Here is a 16363-nt window from a genome sequence, read left to right as displayed (position 1 = left end):
TTGCAGGGGTTTTGATGTGTTATGCTCTTTTGGAATGAATGATTTGTATTACCCTTTTACAATATAGGAGACCGGCTCCCCAGCCTCCAGCTTCACAATATTTTCTATAATCATTGGTATGATTGCACTTCCCAGGTCGCTGGAGCTTCCGCCAATATGGGGAGTTACTATCACATTTACCATCTGCATCAGTTCTTTTGTCACCTGGCTTTGCTCGTCTTCTACGCAGTCCAGACCAGCTCCAAAGATCCGCCCTGATTGGAGAGCCGCCAGCAACGCCGCGTCATCCACCAGGCCCCCTCTGGCCGTATTGATAAGAATAGGGCTTTGTTCCATGGCCTCCAACTGATCCTCCCCTAATATGTGATAGGTATCATCCGTCAGAGGGATATGAATGCTGATAATATTGCTGGTTCTGAGAAGCGTATCAAAATCAACATATTTCATGTGATACCTTTCCTCTATCTCCGTTTTCAGGCGGTATGTATCATAATACTGTACGGAAGCGCCAAAAGCAGCGACTCTCTCAGCCACCTGACGGCCAATATTTCCTCCTCCTAAAAGGCCCACCACCTTGCCATTCAGGGAAACACTCTTATTAAATGCATTTCTATCCCAATTATCCTGCCGCACGTTTCCGTAATATCCAAAAATATTTCTTCCCACGTCAATCATCAGGCCGACGGCCAGCTCTGCGACCGCGTATGCGTTGGCCCCCGGCGTGTTGCAGACGGTTATTCCCCGCCTGGCGGCTTCTTTCACATCCACACTGTCATAGCCAGCTCCCCACCGCATTACCATTTTAAGGTTGGCAAACCGGCCGAACGCCTCTTTTGGCATTTTGAAGATACGAAGTATTACCACATCCGCGTCCGTCACCTCATCAAACTGTTCCTGTGTATCCGCTTCTATAATCTTGAATCGGCCGGCTGGAAGACGTTCCTCAAAAATTCTGCCGGTTCCTTCCGGGTAGGTACCTGCAATACATATTTTTAACACAGCGGTCTCCTCCTATATCCATTTTCTCAGGCTTTAATACGTTTTGCAACGGCGCGTACCAAGTCCTCATTCGGATTTTTCCGGTTCTCTTTTGAGACTTCCACAATCAGTTTATAGAGAGAAACTCCTGCCTCCGACGCTGCGGACCGAAAGAGTTTTCCGAAACTCGAGTGCGCGCCGCTAAGGCCCAGAATCAGGTCAAATGGAGGGATCGGGTTATGATAGCCGTACCGCTCCTTCATCACTGGGGCGATCTGATCGATGCATTCTAACAGCGCGTACAAATCCACGTCTTCCATTTCTCCTTTATTCTGCATCACGGCAGCACATATCTCTGTGGGCATGTTGCCGGCGCTTCTGGCCATTCCCATCAGGCCGCAGTCCAGAATCGAAGCCCCGTTCTCATATGCCGCCACGGCGTTGGCGGCGGAGAAAGCCAAATTATTGTGTCCGTGAAATCCGATCGGTATTTTTACCGCTTTCACGAGAGCTTCCACGTATCGGGATACTTCATCCGGGAACATTGCTCCTGCCGAATCCATAATGGTAAACTCATCAAGCCCTATGGCCTCCAATTGTTTTGCCTCTTCCGCCAGTTCCTGCGGTGTCAGCAGATAGGCTTTCATAGCGGAGTAAAATGCCTCCATTCCTCTCTTCTTAATCGCCTTTATGGGTTCAAATGTGATCCCACAGTCCCCGGCGTCGGCGCCGCAGCGAAGAAAGTCAATCCCGCCCGCCTTCGCCATATCAATATAATTCTCCCTGTATCTCCTGGCATTAAGGAACATACCCGTCTTTGCTTGTCCCAGATACGGTTTTACAAGCGATAAATAAGTTTCATCCGTCTCCGCCTGAGTGAATCCGGCTACTTCATAGGCGCCGATGCCGCCTGCGTTGCCGAATTCAATGACAGGAACCTTCGCGGCGGTCAGCCCTTTCAAAATCATTGTCGTTAAATCTGCCGGGAACCCTTTTCCCACTACATTGGCTCCATCCCGCAGCGTACAATCCATTAATTGAAGCAACTCCATATACCTCCTAAAATTTATTTTAAAGCGCGGTTAACAGTTCTTCTTTTTCAGCCCTTTGACCGAACACCGGAAAACAAACAGATCGATGGTCCGTACGAATTCAGATTCCGGTGTCTGGCAGGATTGATCTCCTTCAAAAGAATGCGTGGCTATCAAATGTACCAGGTGGTTGGGAAGGCCCGCCTGCGCCGCAAGGACCGCCCCAGAAAGAGGATGACGCATCAGTTGGGCTTCCGGGCTGTAGCATACTTTTCCATCTTCCATGAGAAATTCTGTCAGCTTTCCTATATCATGAAGCAGGGCCCCGGCTATCACCCGGTCACGGCTAAAATCGACCTGATTGCGCTGATAATACTTCTCCAATGCAACAAATTCCCGGATACACATTTCCGTCACATCCCTTACATGTTCCACCCAGGACACACTGCAATTCTCCCAGTTTAATGTCACAGGGCACTGATGGATGTTCTCACCGGTCCATCCGCCCCGGGCCATAGCTGACTGCATGGCATCCATTGATTTGAATTTCAGGTTTTCATCCCGGATCTCCTGAAACTCCGGAAATAATGCTTCTAGCTGCTGATAATTCACGGTCTTCTCTCCCAACTTGTTATTTTTTCTATTTCCATATTTCCTGCGCCACCCTGCAGCGGTTCTGTCCGCCAACTATGGTCATTTTTGCTGATAATCATTTCTTGTACCCCTGTATTATATATGTTATCATAATCTTATTATCAAATAAAACTGTTTAATATATAGCTGATTAACAGTAAAAATACTGTGGAGGTGTTTATTTGAGTATACGGAGTTTAGCTTATTTTCTTACGGCGGCGGAAGAAATGAATATTACGGCGGCGGCACAAAAACTGTACATTACCCAGCAGACACTCAGCAGCCATATCAAACGTCTGGAACAGGAGTATGGTGTTGCCCTATTCAACCGCCGTCCTCATTTAAGCCTCACGCCAGAAGGGGAACGGATGGTCCGCTACGCAGCCCGTATTGTCCGGATGGAACGGATTATGAGATCGGAGTTTGCTGACATTTCCCAGAAGACCAGCGGCATTCTCCTGTTGGGGAGCTCCAGAATCCGTGGAAAGTATTATTTTCCTCTGCTCTGGCAGGCGTATCAGAATCATTTTCCGAATATTGAGATTCGGCTGACGGAGGGAAATTCCCTATTATTAGAAAAATATACGCTGGATCATAAATTAGATATGTGCATCGGCGTCAATATCCCCGCTCATCCCCGGCTTCATATAGAACCTCTCACATCAGAAAAACTGTATTATGTCATACCTCAAACTTTGTTTGAACAGTATTTCGGCACCGGGCCGGATATCGTGCGGAAAAAATACGCCGAAGGAATTACCTTCTCAGATATGACAGGGATTCCTTTGATGCTCCTTCCCCCTAATAACCGGATCAGACTTATGATAGATCAGGAGTTTGAAGCTGTAGATGTGATTCCAAGAGCTGTCTTTGAGAGCAATGATAATGAATTAATTTACAACATGTGCGTGAATGGGTGCGGCGCCGCTATCCTGACCGATAGTTTCCTGTTCTATCCCTATGACATATACAGAAAAAAGCTTTCCAACATCTATGCCTTTCCTCTGAATATGCCTGAAATAACCACCGTTATGGCATATCCTTCCGATCTGGATCTGCCCCACTATGCTCAGGTTTTCGTCAGTATCTGCAGACAGGTCTTTTCCGAGATCTGCTTTCATAGTGAACAGCAAAAGCAGCTGTATGAAGACGCCATCTTGCGGAGTAACGGCCGGGAAATGTGACTTCATAGATATTCGAATATAAGGAATCTCCCCAAGCGCAGATCATTGATGCCTTTTTTGTCAGCCAGGAACCACTGGTGCTGAAATCATTTTCTTCCAATAAGATTATATGACATTAAGGCGGTATCTGCGGAAACCACAGCCAAAGCTGTTTATTCCGCATTTACCACAGAAACAATGCTCATTTTGCCGATTTTCGCCATCGGTGAAATCACCGCTAAAAATGTGGTCAATATGGATGCAGTAACCGTTACCGCCAAAACTGTATACGGCGGCTGCCAGGCATCTCCCCAGTTGGAGGTGATGATGAGTTGAAACAGAAACCGGTGGAGCAGAAGTCCCAAAATGCCGCCCGCAATACTGCCCGTCACCGCATAGGCCGCCGCCTCGGCTCTCACCACTTTCTTTAACTGCCTCCCGGACATTCCCACCGCCCGCATCACTCCATAGCTGCCCATCCGGCTGGAGACACTGGCATTTACCGTGTTTATGATATTGATCAGCGCAACCAGCCCGATCACGATCAGGAAACCATAGACGAAAACAGCCATGGCCAGAAATCCTGTGCGGGTCTGTCTGTTCCTTAAACGCCGGTCTAAAAGCAGCATATTTTCCGGTATTATGTTTCTTATCTGGTCTGCCAAATCCACCACGGAACTCTCACCCGACGTCTGCATATCGATGATCGTATAATCCGATACGCCGGTCAATTCTGTAAAGGTTTCTTCCGAACAGACCATTTCCCATCCGCCAGCCTCCGCATTGAAGGGGATGTCGGAGAGGATTGCTGCGATCCGTACTTCCCTGGCCCCGCGGTCTGTATGGAGTGTGATTTTGTCACCGGTTTTCCAGTTCATTTCTTTTGAAAGGCTGTGTTCCACCAGAACTCCGCCGCCATTTATCACATCTTCTATTTTTCCTGAAAGGAGAGTGTCCCGGGCCCATTGAAACTGAGGGGCATCGTAAGAAATCAGCATTACCGTCCCCGGATTCTGGCCTGATTCTGCCGGTATCCGGTAAGAAAACATACGGCCGTATACATTTTTAAAATAGGGAAGCCGCTTGAGTTCCTCCATGACCGGCCGGCCCACCAGTTGGCTTTCTTCCGTCCCTTTCACAGACAAATCAGGAGTATATGGCTGTAACGGCTTTAATGCGTGGTTCATGAAGGTGATTAACACGGTGAAACCCAGAAACAGTATGATGCTGATGGCAAAGGATCCGGCAGTCAGAGCCATGCTTTTTTTGCTTGAAAACGCATGGCGGATTCCCATGGCAGTGTCCACATGGAACAATTCTGTGTTGGACGCCTTTTTCATCTTCTGATGGCTGAAATCATCCAGATTTCCGGTTACCGCTGCTTGGGGGGATACCTTGGCCGCGTTTTTGGCCGGTGAACCGGATGCAGCCATTACTACCAGAACACCGACCAGAGCTCCGGCCCCAATGCCGGGCAGACTGATCTGAAACAGTTCCATGGGTGGGATGTCCGGTATGTTTAACGTATTTAAGGAAAATACGGAAATCCAAAGCACAAAACAGCCTGCCATCAGACCTGCGGGAATCCCCTTGAGACAGTAATACAGGCCTTCCAGGCGGACATACCTCCGAATCTGCTTTTTCGTTGCGCCCAGGCAGCGCAAAAGCCCAAAGAATCTGGTACGCTCTAAAATGCTCATATGGAAACTGCCCGCAATCATAAATGTACCTGCCATGGCCACCAGAAAAAACAGCAAAAACGCCGTCAGATAGATTTCCAGTATGGCGCTGTCGTCACTCTGCCCCATCAACCCCAGAAGCCTGGTATTCACCGATACCTGTTCCGGCCTCAATCCGTACTGCTCCCGGAGCTCTGCCAGGGCTTTTCTTATATTCACGCCATCCTTAAACTGGACATACAGATATTCCTTGTACAGATCATCAGGCAGCGCGCGCATTCCTGCCGTGGACAGAAACAATCCGTGGGAATCCGATCCCAGCAGGCCGGAAAACTCCCCATAAGCGCCTGTAATCTTGTAATGTCTTGTCTCTCCATCGGCAAAAGGAACCTCAATAAACTCACCGATGGAAATGCCGAATTGATTCAGGGCATCCCCGTCCAAAAGGGCTTCATTTTCTTCTTCAGGATAACTGCCTTCCGTTACAATCAGGTTCATCTGGGCAGCAAATTCCTGGGCGCCGCTCTGGATTACCAATTTTTTCCCCTTAAAAACCGAATCCTCAGCCATTCCCAGCCAACTGGCCATATTCACATCCCGCCGGTCATTGATCTGCCGGGCCAAATCGTCGGTTATATCCGTAATAATGGCATGGAAATTCCCATTTTGCCGGATATAGTCGGCGATCTGAGCTTTAATGCTCAAGTCTGCCAGCCCAAAAACTGCCGTTACCAGCATCACTGAAATGGCGATGCATATTACGGTCAGGCGGCTTTTCTTTTTGTGTATTTTTCCATATTTTGAAACCAGGTCTAAGTAACTGTTCATCCGGCATACCCTCCCAAATCAGTGAGAATGCCGTCAGACACCTGCAAAACCCGGTCTGCCGCGGACGCAATGCTTCTGTTATGTGTGATCATGAGAATGGTCTGCTGATACCTCCTGGACGCCGTTTTCATCAGTGAAATCACTTCGCTGCTGTTCTGGCTGTCCAGATTGCCGGTTGGCTCGTCGGCCAGTATCAGCATTGGGCGGGTGATCAGAGCACGCCCGATAGCTGCCCGCTGCTGCTGCCCTCCCGATAGCTGGCGGGGCAGATGATTTCTCCTGTCCTGAAGGGATAAGACGGAGAGAAGTTCCTCCACATATGTCTGGTCCGGCTTTTTATAATCCAAAAGCACCGGAAACGAGATATTCTGTTCCACGCTCAATTCCGGAATCAGATTAAATGACTGGAAAACAAACCCGATATTCCTCCGCCTGAAAATCGTAAGTTTCTCATCTTCCATCTCAAAAATATCCCTGCCGTCGATCCGTATTCTGCCGGATGTGGGCGTATCGAGAGCGCCTATCATATTAAACAGTGTGCTCTTTCCCGAACCGGATTCTCCCACAACCGCCACAAACTCCCCTCTGGGAACGGAAAAGCTCACGTGTTTTAATGCGTGCACCGCCGTTTCACCGGATCCGTATGTTTTGCAGATATCATTTACCTCTAATAAGTCCATATTATGTCACACCTTTCTAAACGGCTTTCCTGGCTTCACACATCCGGGCCGTTTGATAACAGGTTAACATCCCCTCCTTACTCTTACCTGAATCCAGCCTTACAATTCAGTAAGGTTGAGAAAATTCAGGGTAAACACACTCCCCTTCCCTTCTGCGCTGTCCACCGTGATGCTGCCGCCCTGTTCTTCCACAATCGCTTTTGCAAGGGGCAAACCAAGCCCCACCCCCTGAGTGTCTTTGGAAAAACGGCTTCGGTAAAAGCGTTTAAATATGTGGTGGATATCTTCAGGGTGAATGCCGCATCCGTTATCTTTTACCACGATCTGTGTGACCGCAGGCAGTTCTTTCCACTCAATCTCAATCAAACCGCCTTCTTCCGTATGATCCAGGGCATTTTTTACCAGATTGGACACGGCCTCTGTCATCCAGGTTTTATCACAAGATAGAAATGCGTTCTCACTGCCCGACAGGACAATGGCTTTTTTCTCCCTTCCAGCTCGATATTCAAACTGGCGGCGGATACCCTTCATCAAACCGGATATATTTTCAAATGACAGTTCCATCTGAATGGAGCCCGCATCCAGCCGGGTGATTTTCAGCAGATTCTGAACCAGCATGTCGATCCTGTCCAGTTCCAGTTCTGATTTCACCACAAATTCATGTATGGCAGGCTGATCCATAGTTTCTTCCTGTAAGATTCCATTATAAATACTCATGGCGGCAATGGGTGTCTTCAGTTGATGGGAAATGTCGGAAATGGTATTTTTTAAGAAATCTTTTACATGCTCTTCTTTTTCCGCCTGGGTATTCAACACCGCGGCCAGGGTATTCACCGCGTGAAAAAGTTTATACAGGCTGCCTTCCCGGTCGCATTCGATTCTCGTCTCCCTGTTTCCGGCCAGGTACGCCTCAATTCCGGCCGCCCCCTCATCCAAAATCCTGTTTTCTTTCCTGAGGTATAAAAATACGGCCGCCAGCACGCTCAGTGACGCCGCTGCCGACAGCCCTAATAACAGCAGGCTCCATGTTCCAAAAATAAGCCTGATACCAATCTGTGACAGACCGGTAAAAGCGCCCAATATGGAGCAAAGCCGCATGAACAACTGTTTTATCTCATGATTTATGAATAGATTCATTTTTCCCGCCTCACCCTGACACATTCCATTTATAGCCCATTCCTCTGACTGTCAGAATCATGCGGGGATCGCCGGGATCGTCTTCGATCTTCGTGCGCAGCCTGCGGATATATACTGCCAGAGTGTTGTCATCTACATAATTTCCTTCTCCATCCCACAGTTTATCCAGTATCTTTTCTTTGGAAAGCACCAGATTTGGGTTTTGCATAAACAGGCAGAGCAGGCGGTATTCACCTGCGGTCAGCTCCAAAACGGCTTCATTTTTATATGCCTGCCCCTGAAGCGGCAGCACGCGGATTCCATTGGATTCCAACTGGAATCCGGCGTCACCAAAATGACCGGCCCTTCTGAGCAGAGCGTTGATCCTTGACAGAAGAACCCCCAATTTAAAGGGTTTTGTGATATAATCATCGCCGCCCATATCCAACCCTTTCACAATATTAACCTCCTCATCGGAAGCCGTTAAAAAGAGAACCGGAACCCTGGAAGTCCGGCGCACCCTTTGGCAGATCTCAAAACCAGAACCGTCGGGCAGGGACAAGTCCAGAATCAGCAGATCATACTGTCCCCGGCTCCAAAGCTCACCGGCTTCCTTGACCGTCCGGGCCACCACCGTATCGTATCCCTGCTTTTTCAATGAATAGGTCAGGCCGTCAATCAGGCTCAAATCATCTTCCAGAAGTAATATTCTGCTCATATCTTTCTCCATTTCAAACTAGAACATCTGCGAAACCACCGCGGTAAAACGGCAGGCGTAAACCTGCTCTATGACGGTTTGTTAAAGTTTTCGTGTATATACCCTGGTATCTGCACCATCCTTAGTTTTCATCATCTGATAGAATGAATATCCGTATTTTTCATACAATCCGATTTCTCCGGTGGATATATATACCTGATTTGCTCCGTCGTTTTTTGCCGTTTTCTGTGCAAAGTCCAGCAGTCTTCCCACATACCTGCGGCCTCTGTATTGAGGGAACGTATAAACAAAACCGATCCAGGGGGTGAGGCCCGTATCCCTTACCTCATCTACCTCGGCCAAAATGCAGAACGACACCAGGCTGCGGTCATCTATCAGCAAAAATACACGGGTTGTTTCACCGCATAATTCCTTTAATGTTCCTTGGCTTAACTGGTTATACAAGTATTGTCCGGCTCTCCAGTCGCTTTTTTTGATTTGTTCCAGCCAATATTCTTTGTCTTCGGAGCTGTAAAATTCTTTGATTTCCAGTTTTTTTGATTCCATTTTTAACATTTCCTCCCTGTGAGCTGTTGTGTGGTTATACTGTTCGGTCCGGCCCAGGTGCTTTTTCCCCTGCTGATGGTTCCCGGACTGGGGGGCAAGATAATGGTTATAAATCGAGCCCATCCATTAACACATTCTTCCGATATTTCGTGCACCAGATAATATGATACTGTAAAGAATACACATACTTACGGCCATATGTTAACTTTGTTTTTTCTGATAATTCATATATTTTTTTCCATAGTTTAATTATACCAAACGCATAAGAATTGCACAATATGTTTTCGAATATACGTTCTGTTTTTGGCGTAGAAATATGCATGGCTCTTTACCTGTTTTACAGTCAGGGAACTGGCATGACTATTAAAAATGCAGTGCCGGTAGGCGCATACAGCTATCCTGTAAACAAATCTTGCTGGTTAACTCACGACGGAAGTCACGGGAATGCACCAGCAGTTTTTTTAAGTAAAGGGGGAAGGCATTTTCGAAAATGCCTTCCCCCTTTACTTTAAAGCTCATATTTTTCATACGCATTCTCACACGGATTCCCCCACGCGATCCACGCATACCCTTTATCCAGACAATACAGCATGGACGCAATCGTCTGCAAACTCTGATCCCCCGCATGATTGCAGACAGAAGCCGGATAACCATAATGATCCTTTAAATTCTCCATAATATCCTCTTCCGTAATATCCCCCGCCTTTTTCTGAAGCAGATAATTAAGCCTCTGTCCCCGGAAATGATGGGAATGCTCTTTATCAGCGGGAATAAACCGGTCAATGACTGGATCAGCCTGAATATCATTTCCCTGAGTTACAATTCCCCTGGACGGATAGACCGTGAAGTTCTCAACCGGAGTGGTTTCATAGACAATTGCTTCACCTGAAGCCGACGCGATCACATAGTTAATGGATACACAGGGCTTCAATTCTTTCACAACATTGCAGGCCTCCTCAAATGTCCGGCTCTGCAATATGCGGCGGCGCATAAAATTGGTGGGCACCGCCACTCCCCGCACATCTTTAGTGGATAAAAGGGTGCTGCAGTTAACGGAAATGCCATGGCTGCTCATGCCGCTTCTGATCAGTTGGGCCGGCTCCGTAAGGCCTAGGATTTTTGTTCCATTTTCTTCATCAATGTGAAGAATGTAAAGATTCTCTCCGATAAATGGGGCATTATCCCAGTTCTGCCCTCCGATGGTTTCTTTGTCCCGGGCTGCCTCCGGCAGCACTGCGAAGCAGGTGCACTCATTGTGCTCATGGTTGTCAACGCCCTTTTTGAATTTCAAGAGTTCATACCGGGTGTTCAAAACCATGACGATGGACAGGCTGATCTCTGCCCCCTGGGCGATTCCCCGGGCCTCTTCCATGAGTTCCGGCATTTCTTTATCCAATAGCGGCACATATTCCATGGCCATTTCCTGGGCCTCCTCCCAGGTATAGCCTTTGCGCTCAAAGGATTTTTGGTATCCCAGGCAGACTTTTTTGATCTCTTCTTTTACCTGCGCCCCATGCTGGCGTCCGCGTTCAAACGGATCCGCAGATTTTATATAAATCTCTTTTAATCTCATATGTAAATATCCTTTCCTCATTTTTGCCGCCCTGGACGGCTTTTCTATATCCTGAAGTTTTTCGATAAACCGGATGAATCTTCCGCCTCTGCTCCGATGCCGTAACAGACCATTTTAGAAAAATGGGAAAACGATAGGCAGAATCAGCATACAGCATGTGAAGTTAATGATTAACAGCGGCCAGCCGTATTTTGCAAAATCCTGGAATTTCAAGTTGGTAAATGGCATGATTAACTGGTTGGTTCCCGACGCCATAGGGGTCAGATAGGAACTGGTGGCCGCCATGGCGATTGCCATAACCATCGCTCTCGGATCAGCGCCCAAATGTTCGGCCAGGCCGATGGCTACCGGAGCCAGCACGCCTGCACAGGCCATGTTGTTCATAAACTGGGTCATAACAACCGTACCCACCCATAAAATAGCGGTTATTACATAAAGATTTGTGCTTCCGCCGATGGCATTGATGAAAAATGTACTGAACACGTCTCCCAATGGCGTGACTTTAATAATAGCGATTGCCAGGTTAATACCTGCACAGAACAGAACCAGTTGGGAACTGATACTGGTAAAAAACTGTTTTGATTTTGCGACTTTTAAGAAATACAAAACGGTAATTATGAAATAACCGAAGAAATAAGGGCTGAATCCCGGAAGATCCGCAATGCTGTCCATAGCCAGACCGATCAAAAATGCGGCAAAACCGACGCAGACAAACATCTGCTTTCTCTTCATTTCAGGTGTGGCAGTATCCTTCGCTTCCATTAAAACTGATGCGCTTCCCGGAACTTCTTCCACATAAGACGGGCACATTTTGTTGCAGAGAATCAAATAAATGCCTCCTAAAATCATTACAGGCACGCCGACCCATGCGAAATCGAACATTCCCAGGCCCTTCAGGCCGTTATCCAACAGCGCTGTGTTGGCGTAAACATTGGAAGTGGTGCCAACCAGCGTACACGCGCCGCCGATGGTGGTGGAAAAAATGACGAACAAACACATTTTGGAGTAGCTCAGCTTTGTCTTTTTAGCGATACCGTAAATAACGGGAACCAGAGCCATTGCCACATGGTTGTTAGCCAGGAAGAACGAAAAAATATTTCCAAACACGAACAGCACCAAAAGGATCATGATCTCCGTCTTGCTGTCATCCCCATGGGTTACTTTGTTGGCGGCCGTAACCACCGTGTTTCCTATAATGCTGTCCAATCCGGTGGCTGTCATCAGGCCCATGAAAATACAAATGATATACATGAGCTGGAGGCCGGAACTGGAAAATACCGCATAAACCTCTTTTGTCGTCATACTTCCGCAAAATACCACAATCGGCGCTACCGCCACAAAAGTCAGCCAGTTCGGCAGACGGAACATCAATATTAATATAAACACGGTTACGCCTAAAATCGCCCCAAATAATTCTAACGTCATACTCATTTCTCCTTTGTTGTTCTTGATTGTTTTCCCGGCCGAAAAAACAAATGATAGAATGTTTGTTTCTATGCTCCCATTATAGGAAAATAAAACGGCCCTGACAAATAGTTAGCTCGTTATTTTTCCATAACCATTTTCTTATATTTGGGGAAAATGCCTTATTTTGCGGCATTTTTGAGGGAATATAAGCAGTTTCTTATCTTTTCTTCATCATTTTCTAATACCAGACAACAGCCCTGACGGCGGAAAAATGGATAAAGAAAGCAGCGTCAAGCCCGCTTGTAAGCTGCTTTCTTTATCCATTTTTACACCGGATGGACATCCGATGCTTCTTGACCGGCCGTTTTGGTCAAGAAGAACTGCCGTCAGAACTCTTACAATACAAATGTGGGGCTTAAAATTCATTTCTGCCGTCTGTGCGCCTCACTTTGCGGTATATTTGCCCCGATTTCAGCGCGCAGCTGGCCCGTGAAAAGTAAAGCTCTATATGAAACGCTCTATATGATAAACCGGAACACTCATTGCATTTTCTTATTTTATTATGGTATGATCAATATAATTTTAAATCCCAGACCGGCACCGGGCCGCTAGAGCGTATCTGAAAATTGTTTCCCGGTATTTGTTTTTCGATTTTTGTTTCCCGGTATTTGTTTCACAGTATTTGTTTCACAGTATTTGTTTCTCAATATTTATTTCTCAATATTTATTTCTTGGCAATATGGATTTCGCAGCACAAACAGTCAGGGGGAATTTTTTATGTTAAACGAGCGCAAAATGGATTATCTGCTGAAAATAGCGGAAACCCAGTCCATTACAAATGCGGCAAAAGAACTGTATGTATCCCAGCCGGCATTGAGCCAGCTGATCACATCTCTGGAAAAGACCTATAACACCAAAATTTTTGAATACAAGGGCGGAAAGCTGATTCCAACCTATACTGGGGAGCTGATTTTGGAGACTTTCCAGAAGCAGAAATTCCTGGAAAACTCTCTTCAGAGAGCATTGGACGATGCGAGGGAATCGAAAACCGGGCGGATTTCCATCGGCATTTCCAGCGGAAGGGCTCCCATGTTCCTTTCCATCGTGCTCCCGGATTTTCAAAAAAAATATCCCAATATCCAGCTCACCATAAACACCCGATCCCACGAAGGATTTGAAAGCATGGTTTCGGCCGGCAATCTGGATCTGGCTTTCGTTATGGATAAAGCGGATGTGCCCAGCGATGTGCGGCAGTCCCTCACTTATATCCCGTTATTCGACTATTACTGCCTGCTGGCGGCTCCGCCCAACCATCCAATCGCCAAAGCAGCCGAAAAAGAGCCGGACTGGCGTCTCCGGCCTCCGGTGGATCTGGATGATTTCCAGGACGAACCGTTTATTAATACAATTGTGATGGACCGTCACCGCAGTTGGGATGAGGCCACATACAGCCCCTATCATTTCCAGCCTAAGAACACCATTCTTCTCACCGAGGAAGCGGCGGTCTTTAACCTGGTGCAGGCCGGGCTGGGATTCGCCCTTTTACAGGATTATGTGGCGTTCTCCCACCATTACGGCGCATTTTTCCGCCTCAAACGGGACAACTCGAAAGCGACGCTGTGTGCCATTTACAGGAAAGATTTCTATGTAACGGAAGCCATGGGATATTTCATACAATTGGTAAAAGAGCATACGGAAAAAGGATCTTTCTTTAAATTCAAATAATGATTATCAACATTCGCGGTCATTATAAATGCGCCCCTTCCTCCAACGTTATCTTCCCGTTTGAGGGAGGGGCTTTTTAACCGCTGAATTTTTGCAAATCCATCATCTGTTTCATCCTATAAATGTCTGCTTATGAAAAATAAAGAAAATACTAATTCTACACCGCTTTCCCACCCATGCTACACTAAAAGAAAGAGTTCTGCCTTACGGTTGATCTGCTGCTTCCCGTTTTAACCATACTGACAGCGGCCATTACGGGACAAAGGAAGGGAAAATAAAACTGTTTTTTCAGTTCATGTCTGATATAATAAATTTTAATGTCCCTGCTTTTTCTAAGTGTGGGTGGATAAAAACACCAAAACATACACAATACAGGAATAATTAAAGTCGAATTTCTGTGCCAGTATGTTTCAAAAAGCAGCCATAGGATTGAGAGGTGAAGACATGCCTATTGTATTAGATATTGCATCATTTACCGATGCACAAGAACTATATGATTTACAAATTAAATCATTTAAAGCATTATTAGAAAAATATCAAGATTACGATTTCAGCCCAGGTGCAGAAAAACTCGAACGTACTATACAACGATTGTACGACCCAATTACTGATTACTATTTTATATCTCTTAAAGGAAAGCATATCGGTGCATTGAGGATATGCCATTTTGAAACACTATGTAAATTAAAGCAAATCTGTATTCTTCCTGAATATCAGGGATATGGATACGCTCAAAAAGCAATTACGATTGTCGAGTCATTATACCCAACGGCAGAAAAATGGGAACTGGACACCATATTGCAGGAAGAAAAACTCTGCTATTTGTACGAAAAGATTGGGTATAGGAAAACTGGCAGAGTCGAACCTATTATGAATGGTATGGATCTTGTGTTTTATGCAAAATATACAATGTGAACGAATCGGCCTTTAGACAAATATAAGCACAAAATGACAGGAATATTTTCTTATTGAATATTATAATTTCATCAGGAGGTAAGGAAAATGGACTGGACCCACGATTTACAAAACGCGATCAGGTTTATAGAAAATCATCTGCTGGACGATATCTCTTCTAAAGATATCGCGGACGAAATACATATGTCATCCTTTTATTTCCAAAAGGGATTTAAAATTATGACTGGCTATTCCCCTGCTGAATATATCAGAAACAGAAGACTGTATCTTGCGGCACTGGATGCGGCTTCCGGCAATGAAAAGATCATCGATCTGGCCTTAAAATACGGTTACGACACGCCTGAAAGCTTTACAAAAGCGTACAGCCGGTTCCATGGTATCTCTCCGCTGCGCACACAGAACCACTCGGAGAAGATAAAACCCTTCTTACCTTTAAAAATTATAATTTCAATTCAAGGAGGATACGACATGGACTATGTAACAGAAAAAGTAAAGGGATTTCAGGTGATTGGATTCGAGCGGGAGATTTCTTATGAAACTTCTTACCAGGATATTCCCAAATTCTGGGATGAATTTTGCAGAATGTATATGAAACCGCTATTCAGCCAAGAAGAACACAGGGAAATTCAGCAGGCAATCAGTAATTATAATATTGGAGAATATGGAATTTGTATTGACTCTCCCCAGAAAGGCGAAACTTTCCGCTATCTGATCGCAGGAGCTTATGATGGAAAAACGGTTCCGGACGGATTGGTTCTTTATGAATTCCCGGAAATGGAATGGATGAAATTCAGATGCACCGGACCTTTGCCGGGATCCCTGCAGTCGGTCAACACAAAGATTTTCCACGAATGGCTGCCTAATAATCAGGAGTATGATATCGCTATGGACGCATCCATTGAGTGGTATTCAGAGGGCGATACCTCAGCGGCGGATTATAGGAGTGAGATTTGGATTCCGGTGAAAAGGAAATAAATTGGGATTTAATTGGTGAAAGTTACGCAGGGAAGCGGGACGAGGGAGCGGAGGCGGGATTGGATGTTTGGAGGCGGCCATGGAGAGCGGAATCCGTCGGGGATGAAAACCGGCTTCCAACCGTAAGTGAAACTAAGACTCCAGGAACGGAAAAAGACGGTCCGATGCCCATTCACGGTAAACTCTTTATGGGACTTTACCGTTCAGTGGGCATCTCAGAAACTGATTTGGTTTTCAGTTTCTGCCCGTCTTTTTCCATCCCTGGAGCCTAAGTTTCACTAACGGTTTCCAGATGGCTTTCATCCCCGACGGATTCCGCTCTCCATGGCCGCCTCCAAACATCCAATCCCGCCTCCGCTCCCTCGTCCCGCTTTCCTGCTGGTTTTCTCTGGCTAT

16 protein-coding genes are annotated in these 16363 nt (G+C 46.4%); 5 read left to right on the top strand and 11 right to left on the bottom strand.

Features of this window, described 5'->3' with window-relative positions:
• Positions 1–48 precede the first annotated feature (48 nt).
• From GPL15_RS05775 to GPL15_RS27290, 3 genes are read right to left on the bottom strand one after another with little or no spacing between them, the layout of a single operon-like run.
• The gene (locus GPL15_RS05775; RefSeq protein WP_215696898.1) at positions 49–999 is read right to left on the bottom strand and encodes an NAD(P)-dependent oxidoreductase; all 951 of its coding nucleotides are present in this window, start codon (positions 997–999) and stop codon (positions 49–51) included.
• 26 nt (positions 1000–1025) lie between these two features.
• Positions 1026–2024, bottom strand: a complete 999-nt coding sequence (locus tag GPL15_RS05770) for a 4-hydroxy-2-oxovalerate aldolase (RefSeq protein WP_346344902.1) — start codon at positions 2022–2024, stop codon at positions 1026–1028.
• 36 nt (positions 2025–2060) lie between these two features.
• Complete coding sequence (locus GPL15_RS27290; protein ID WP_215696894.1) at positions 2061–2621, bottom strand: HD domain-containing protein; 561 nt, start codon at positions 2619–2621, stop codon at positions 2061–2063.
• Between the two features lie 203 nt (positions 2622–2824).
• Here GPL15_RS27290 and GPL15_RS05760 point away from each other — a divergent pair, with 203 nt between their 5' ends.
• The gene (locus GPL15_RS05760; RefSeq protein WP_215696892.1) at positions 2825–3826 is read left to right on the top strand and encodes a LysR family transcriptional regulator; all 1002 of its coding nucleotides are present in this window, start codon (positions 2825–2827) and stop codon (positions 3824–3826) included.
• Positions 3827–3978: 152 nt separating this feature from the next.
• Here the strand turns inward: GPL15_RS05760 and GPL15_RS05755 are convergent, their stop codons facing one another.
• From GPL15_RS05755 to GPL15_RS05720, 8 genes are all read right to left on the bottom strand, one after another.
• Positions 3979–6312 (bottom strand): FtsX-like permease family protein, encoded by a 2334-nt coding sequence (locus tag GPL15_RS05755; RefSeq protein WP_215696890.1) that lies wholly within the window; start codon positions 6310–6312, stop codon positions 3979–3981.
• The gene (locus GPL15_RS05750) at positions 6309–6992 is read right to left on the bottom strand and encodes an ABC transporter ATP-binding protein (protein WP_215696888.1); all 684 of its coding nucleotides are present in this window, start codon (positions 6990–6992) and stop codon (positions 6309–6311) included. Before GPL15_RS05750 ends, GPL15_RS05755 begins: the two co-directional genes overlap by 4 nt.
• A gap of 99 nt (positions 6993–7091) precedes the next feature.
• Positions 7092–8129 carry a HAMP domain-containing sensor histidine kinase gene (locus tag GPL15_RS05745; RefSeq protein WP_215696887.1) on the bottom strand — a complete coding sequence of 346 codons (1038 nt, stop codon included), beginning with the start codon at positions 8127–8129 and terminating at the stop codon, positions 7092–7094.
• Positions 8130–8139: 10 nt separating this feature from the next.
• Complete coding sequence (locus GPL15_RS05740) at positions 8140–8826, bottom strand: response regulator transcription factor (RefSeq protein WP_215696885.1); 687 nt, start codon at positions 8824–8826, stop codon at positions 8140–8142.
• Between the two features lie 81 nt (positions 8827–8907).
• Entirely contained in the window at positions 8908–9372 is a 465-nt protein-coding gene (locus GPL15_RS05735; RefSeq protein ID WP_215696883.1) for a GNAT family N-acetyltransferase, read from the bottom strand.
• Between the two features lie 106 nt (positions 9373–9478).
• Positions 9479–9694 carry a transposase gene (locus GPL15_RS27910; RefSeq protein ID WP_346344901.1) on the bottom strand — a complete coding sequence of 72 codons (216 nt, stop codon included), beginning with the start codon at positions 9692–9694 and terminating at the stop codon, positions 9479–9481.
• Between the two features lie 186 nt (positions 9695–9880).
• Complete coding sequence (locus tag GPL15_RS05725; RefSeq protein ID WP_215696881.1) at positions 9881–10945, bottom strand: C45 family peptidase; 1065 nt, start codon at positions 10943–10945, stop codon at positions 9881–9883.
• 114 nt (positions 10946–11059) lie between these two features.
• On the bottom strand, positions 11060–12370 hold the full coding sequence (locus GPL15_RS05720; protein WP_215696879.1) for an SLC13 family permease: 1311 nt from the start codon (positions 12368–12370) through the stop codon (positions 11060–11062).
• 759 nt (positions 12371–13129) lie between these two features.
• Between GPL15_RS05720 and GPL15_RS05715 the strand changes: the two genes are divergently transcribed.
• From GPL15_RS05715 to GPL15_RS05700, 4 genes are all read left to right on the top strand, one after another.
• Positions 13130–14077: a LysR family transcriptional regulator gene (locus tag GPL15_RS05715; RefSeq protein WP_215696877.1), complete on the top strand. Its 948-nt coding sequence runs from the start codon at positions 13130–13132 to the stop codon at positions 14075–14077.
• A 444-nt stretch (positions 14078–14521) separates the two neighbouring features.
• Complete coding sequence (locus GPL15_RS05710; protein WP_215696875.1) at positions 14522–14992, top strand: GNAT family N-acetyltransferase; 471 nt, start codon at positions 14522–14524, stop codon at positions 14990–14992.
• 87 nt (positions 14993–15079) lie between these two features.
• Complete coding sequence (locus tag GPL15_RS05705) at positions 15080–15967, top strand: AraC family transcriptional regulator (RefSeq protein ID WP_215696873.1); 888 nt, start codon at positions 15080–15082, stop codon at positions 15965–15967.
• On the top strand, positions 15943–16239 hold the full coding sequence (locus GPL15_RS05700) for a hypothetical protein (protein ID WP_215696871.1): 297 nt from the start codon (positions 15943–15945) through the stop codon (positions 16237–16239). The genes GPL15_RS05705 and GPL15_RS05700 overlap by 25 nt, the downstream gene beginning before the upstream one ends.
• Positions 16240–16363 lie beyond the last annotated feature (124 nt).

The sequence above is a fragment of the Clostridium sp. MCC353 genome (genome assembly GCF_018785315.1).
Taxonomy (GTDB): Bacteria; Bacillota; Clostridia; order Lachnospirales; family Lachnospiraceae; genus CHH4-2.
Note: the sequence above shows the minus strand (reverse complement) of the source record. Positions and strands in the feature narration are given on the sequence as shown.

Coding starts and splice junctions, on each gene's coding strand:
- GPL15_RS05755 (WP_215696890.1), bottom strand. CDS start 6,312: ATGAACAGTTACTTAGACCTGGTTTCAAAATATGGAAAAATACACAAA.
- GPL15_RS05750 (WP_215696888.1), bottom strand. CDS start 6,992: ATGGACTTATTAGAGGTAAATGATATCTGCAAAACATACGGATCCGGT.
- GPL15_RS05745 (WP_215696887.1), bottom strand. CDS start 8,129: ATGAATCTATTCATAAATCATGAGATAAAACAGTTGTTCATGCGGCTT.
- GPL15_RS05740 (WP_215696885.1), bottom strand. CDS start 8,826: ATGAGCAGAATATTACTTCTGGAAGATGATTTGAGCCTGATTGACGGC.
- GPL15_RS05735 (WP_215696883.1), bottom strand. CDS start 9,372: ATGGAATCAAAAAAACTGGAAATCAAAGAATTTTACAGCTCCGAAGAC.
- GPL15_RS27910 (WP_346344901.1), bottom strand. CDS start 9,694: ATGCATATTTCTACGCCAAAAACAGAACGTATATTCGAAAACATATTG.
- GPL15_RS05725 (WP_215696881.1), bottom strand. CDS start 10,945: ATGAGATTAAAAGAGATTTATATAAAATCTGCGGATCCGTTTGAACGC.
- GPL15_RS05720 (WP_215696879.1), bottom strand. CDS start 12,370: ATGACGTTAGAATTATTTGGGGCGATTTTAGGCGTAACCGTGTTTATA.
- GPL15_RS05715 (WP_215696877.1), top strand. CDS start 13,130: ATGTTAAACGAGCGCAAAATGGATTATCTGCTGAAAATAGCGGAAACC.
- GPL15_RS05710 (WP_215696875.1), top strand. CDS start 14,522: ATGCCTATTGTATTAGATATTGCATCATTTACCGATGCACAAGAACTA.
- GPL15_RS05705 (WP_215696873.1), top strand. CDS start 15,080: ATGGACTGGACCCACGATTTACAAAACGCGATCAGGTTTATAGAAAAT.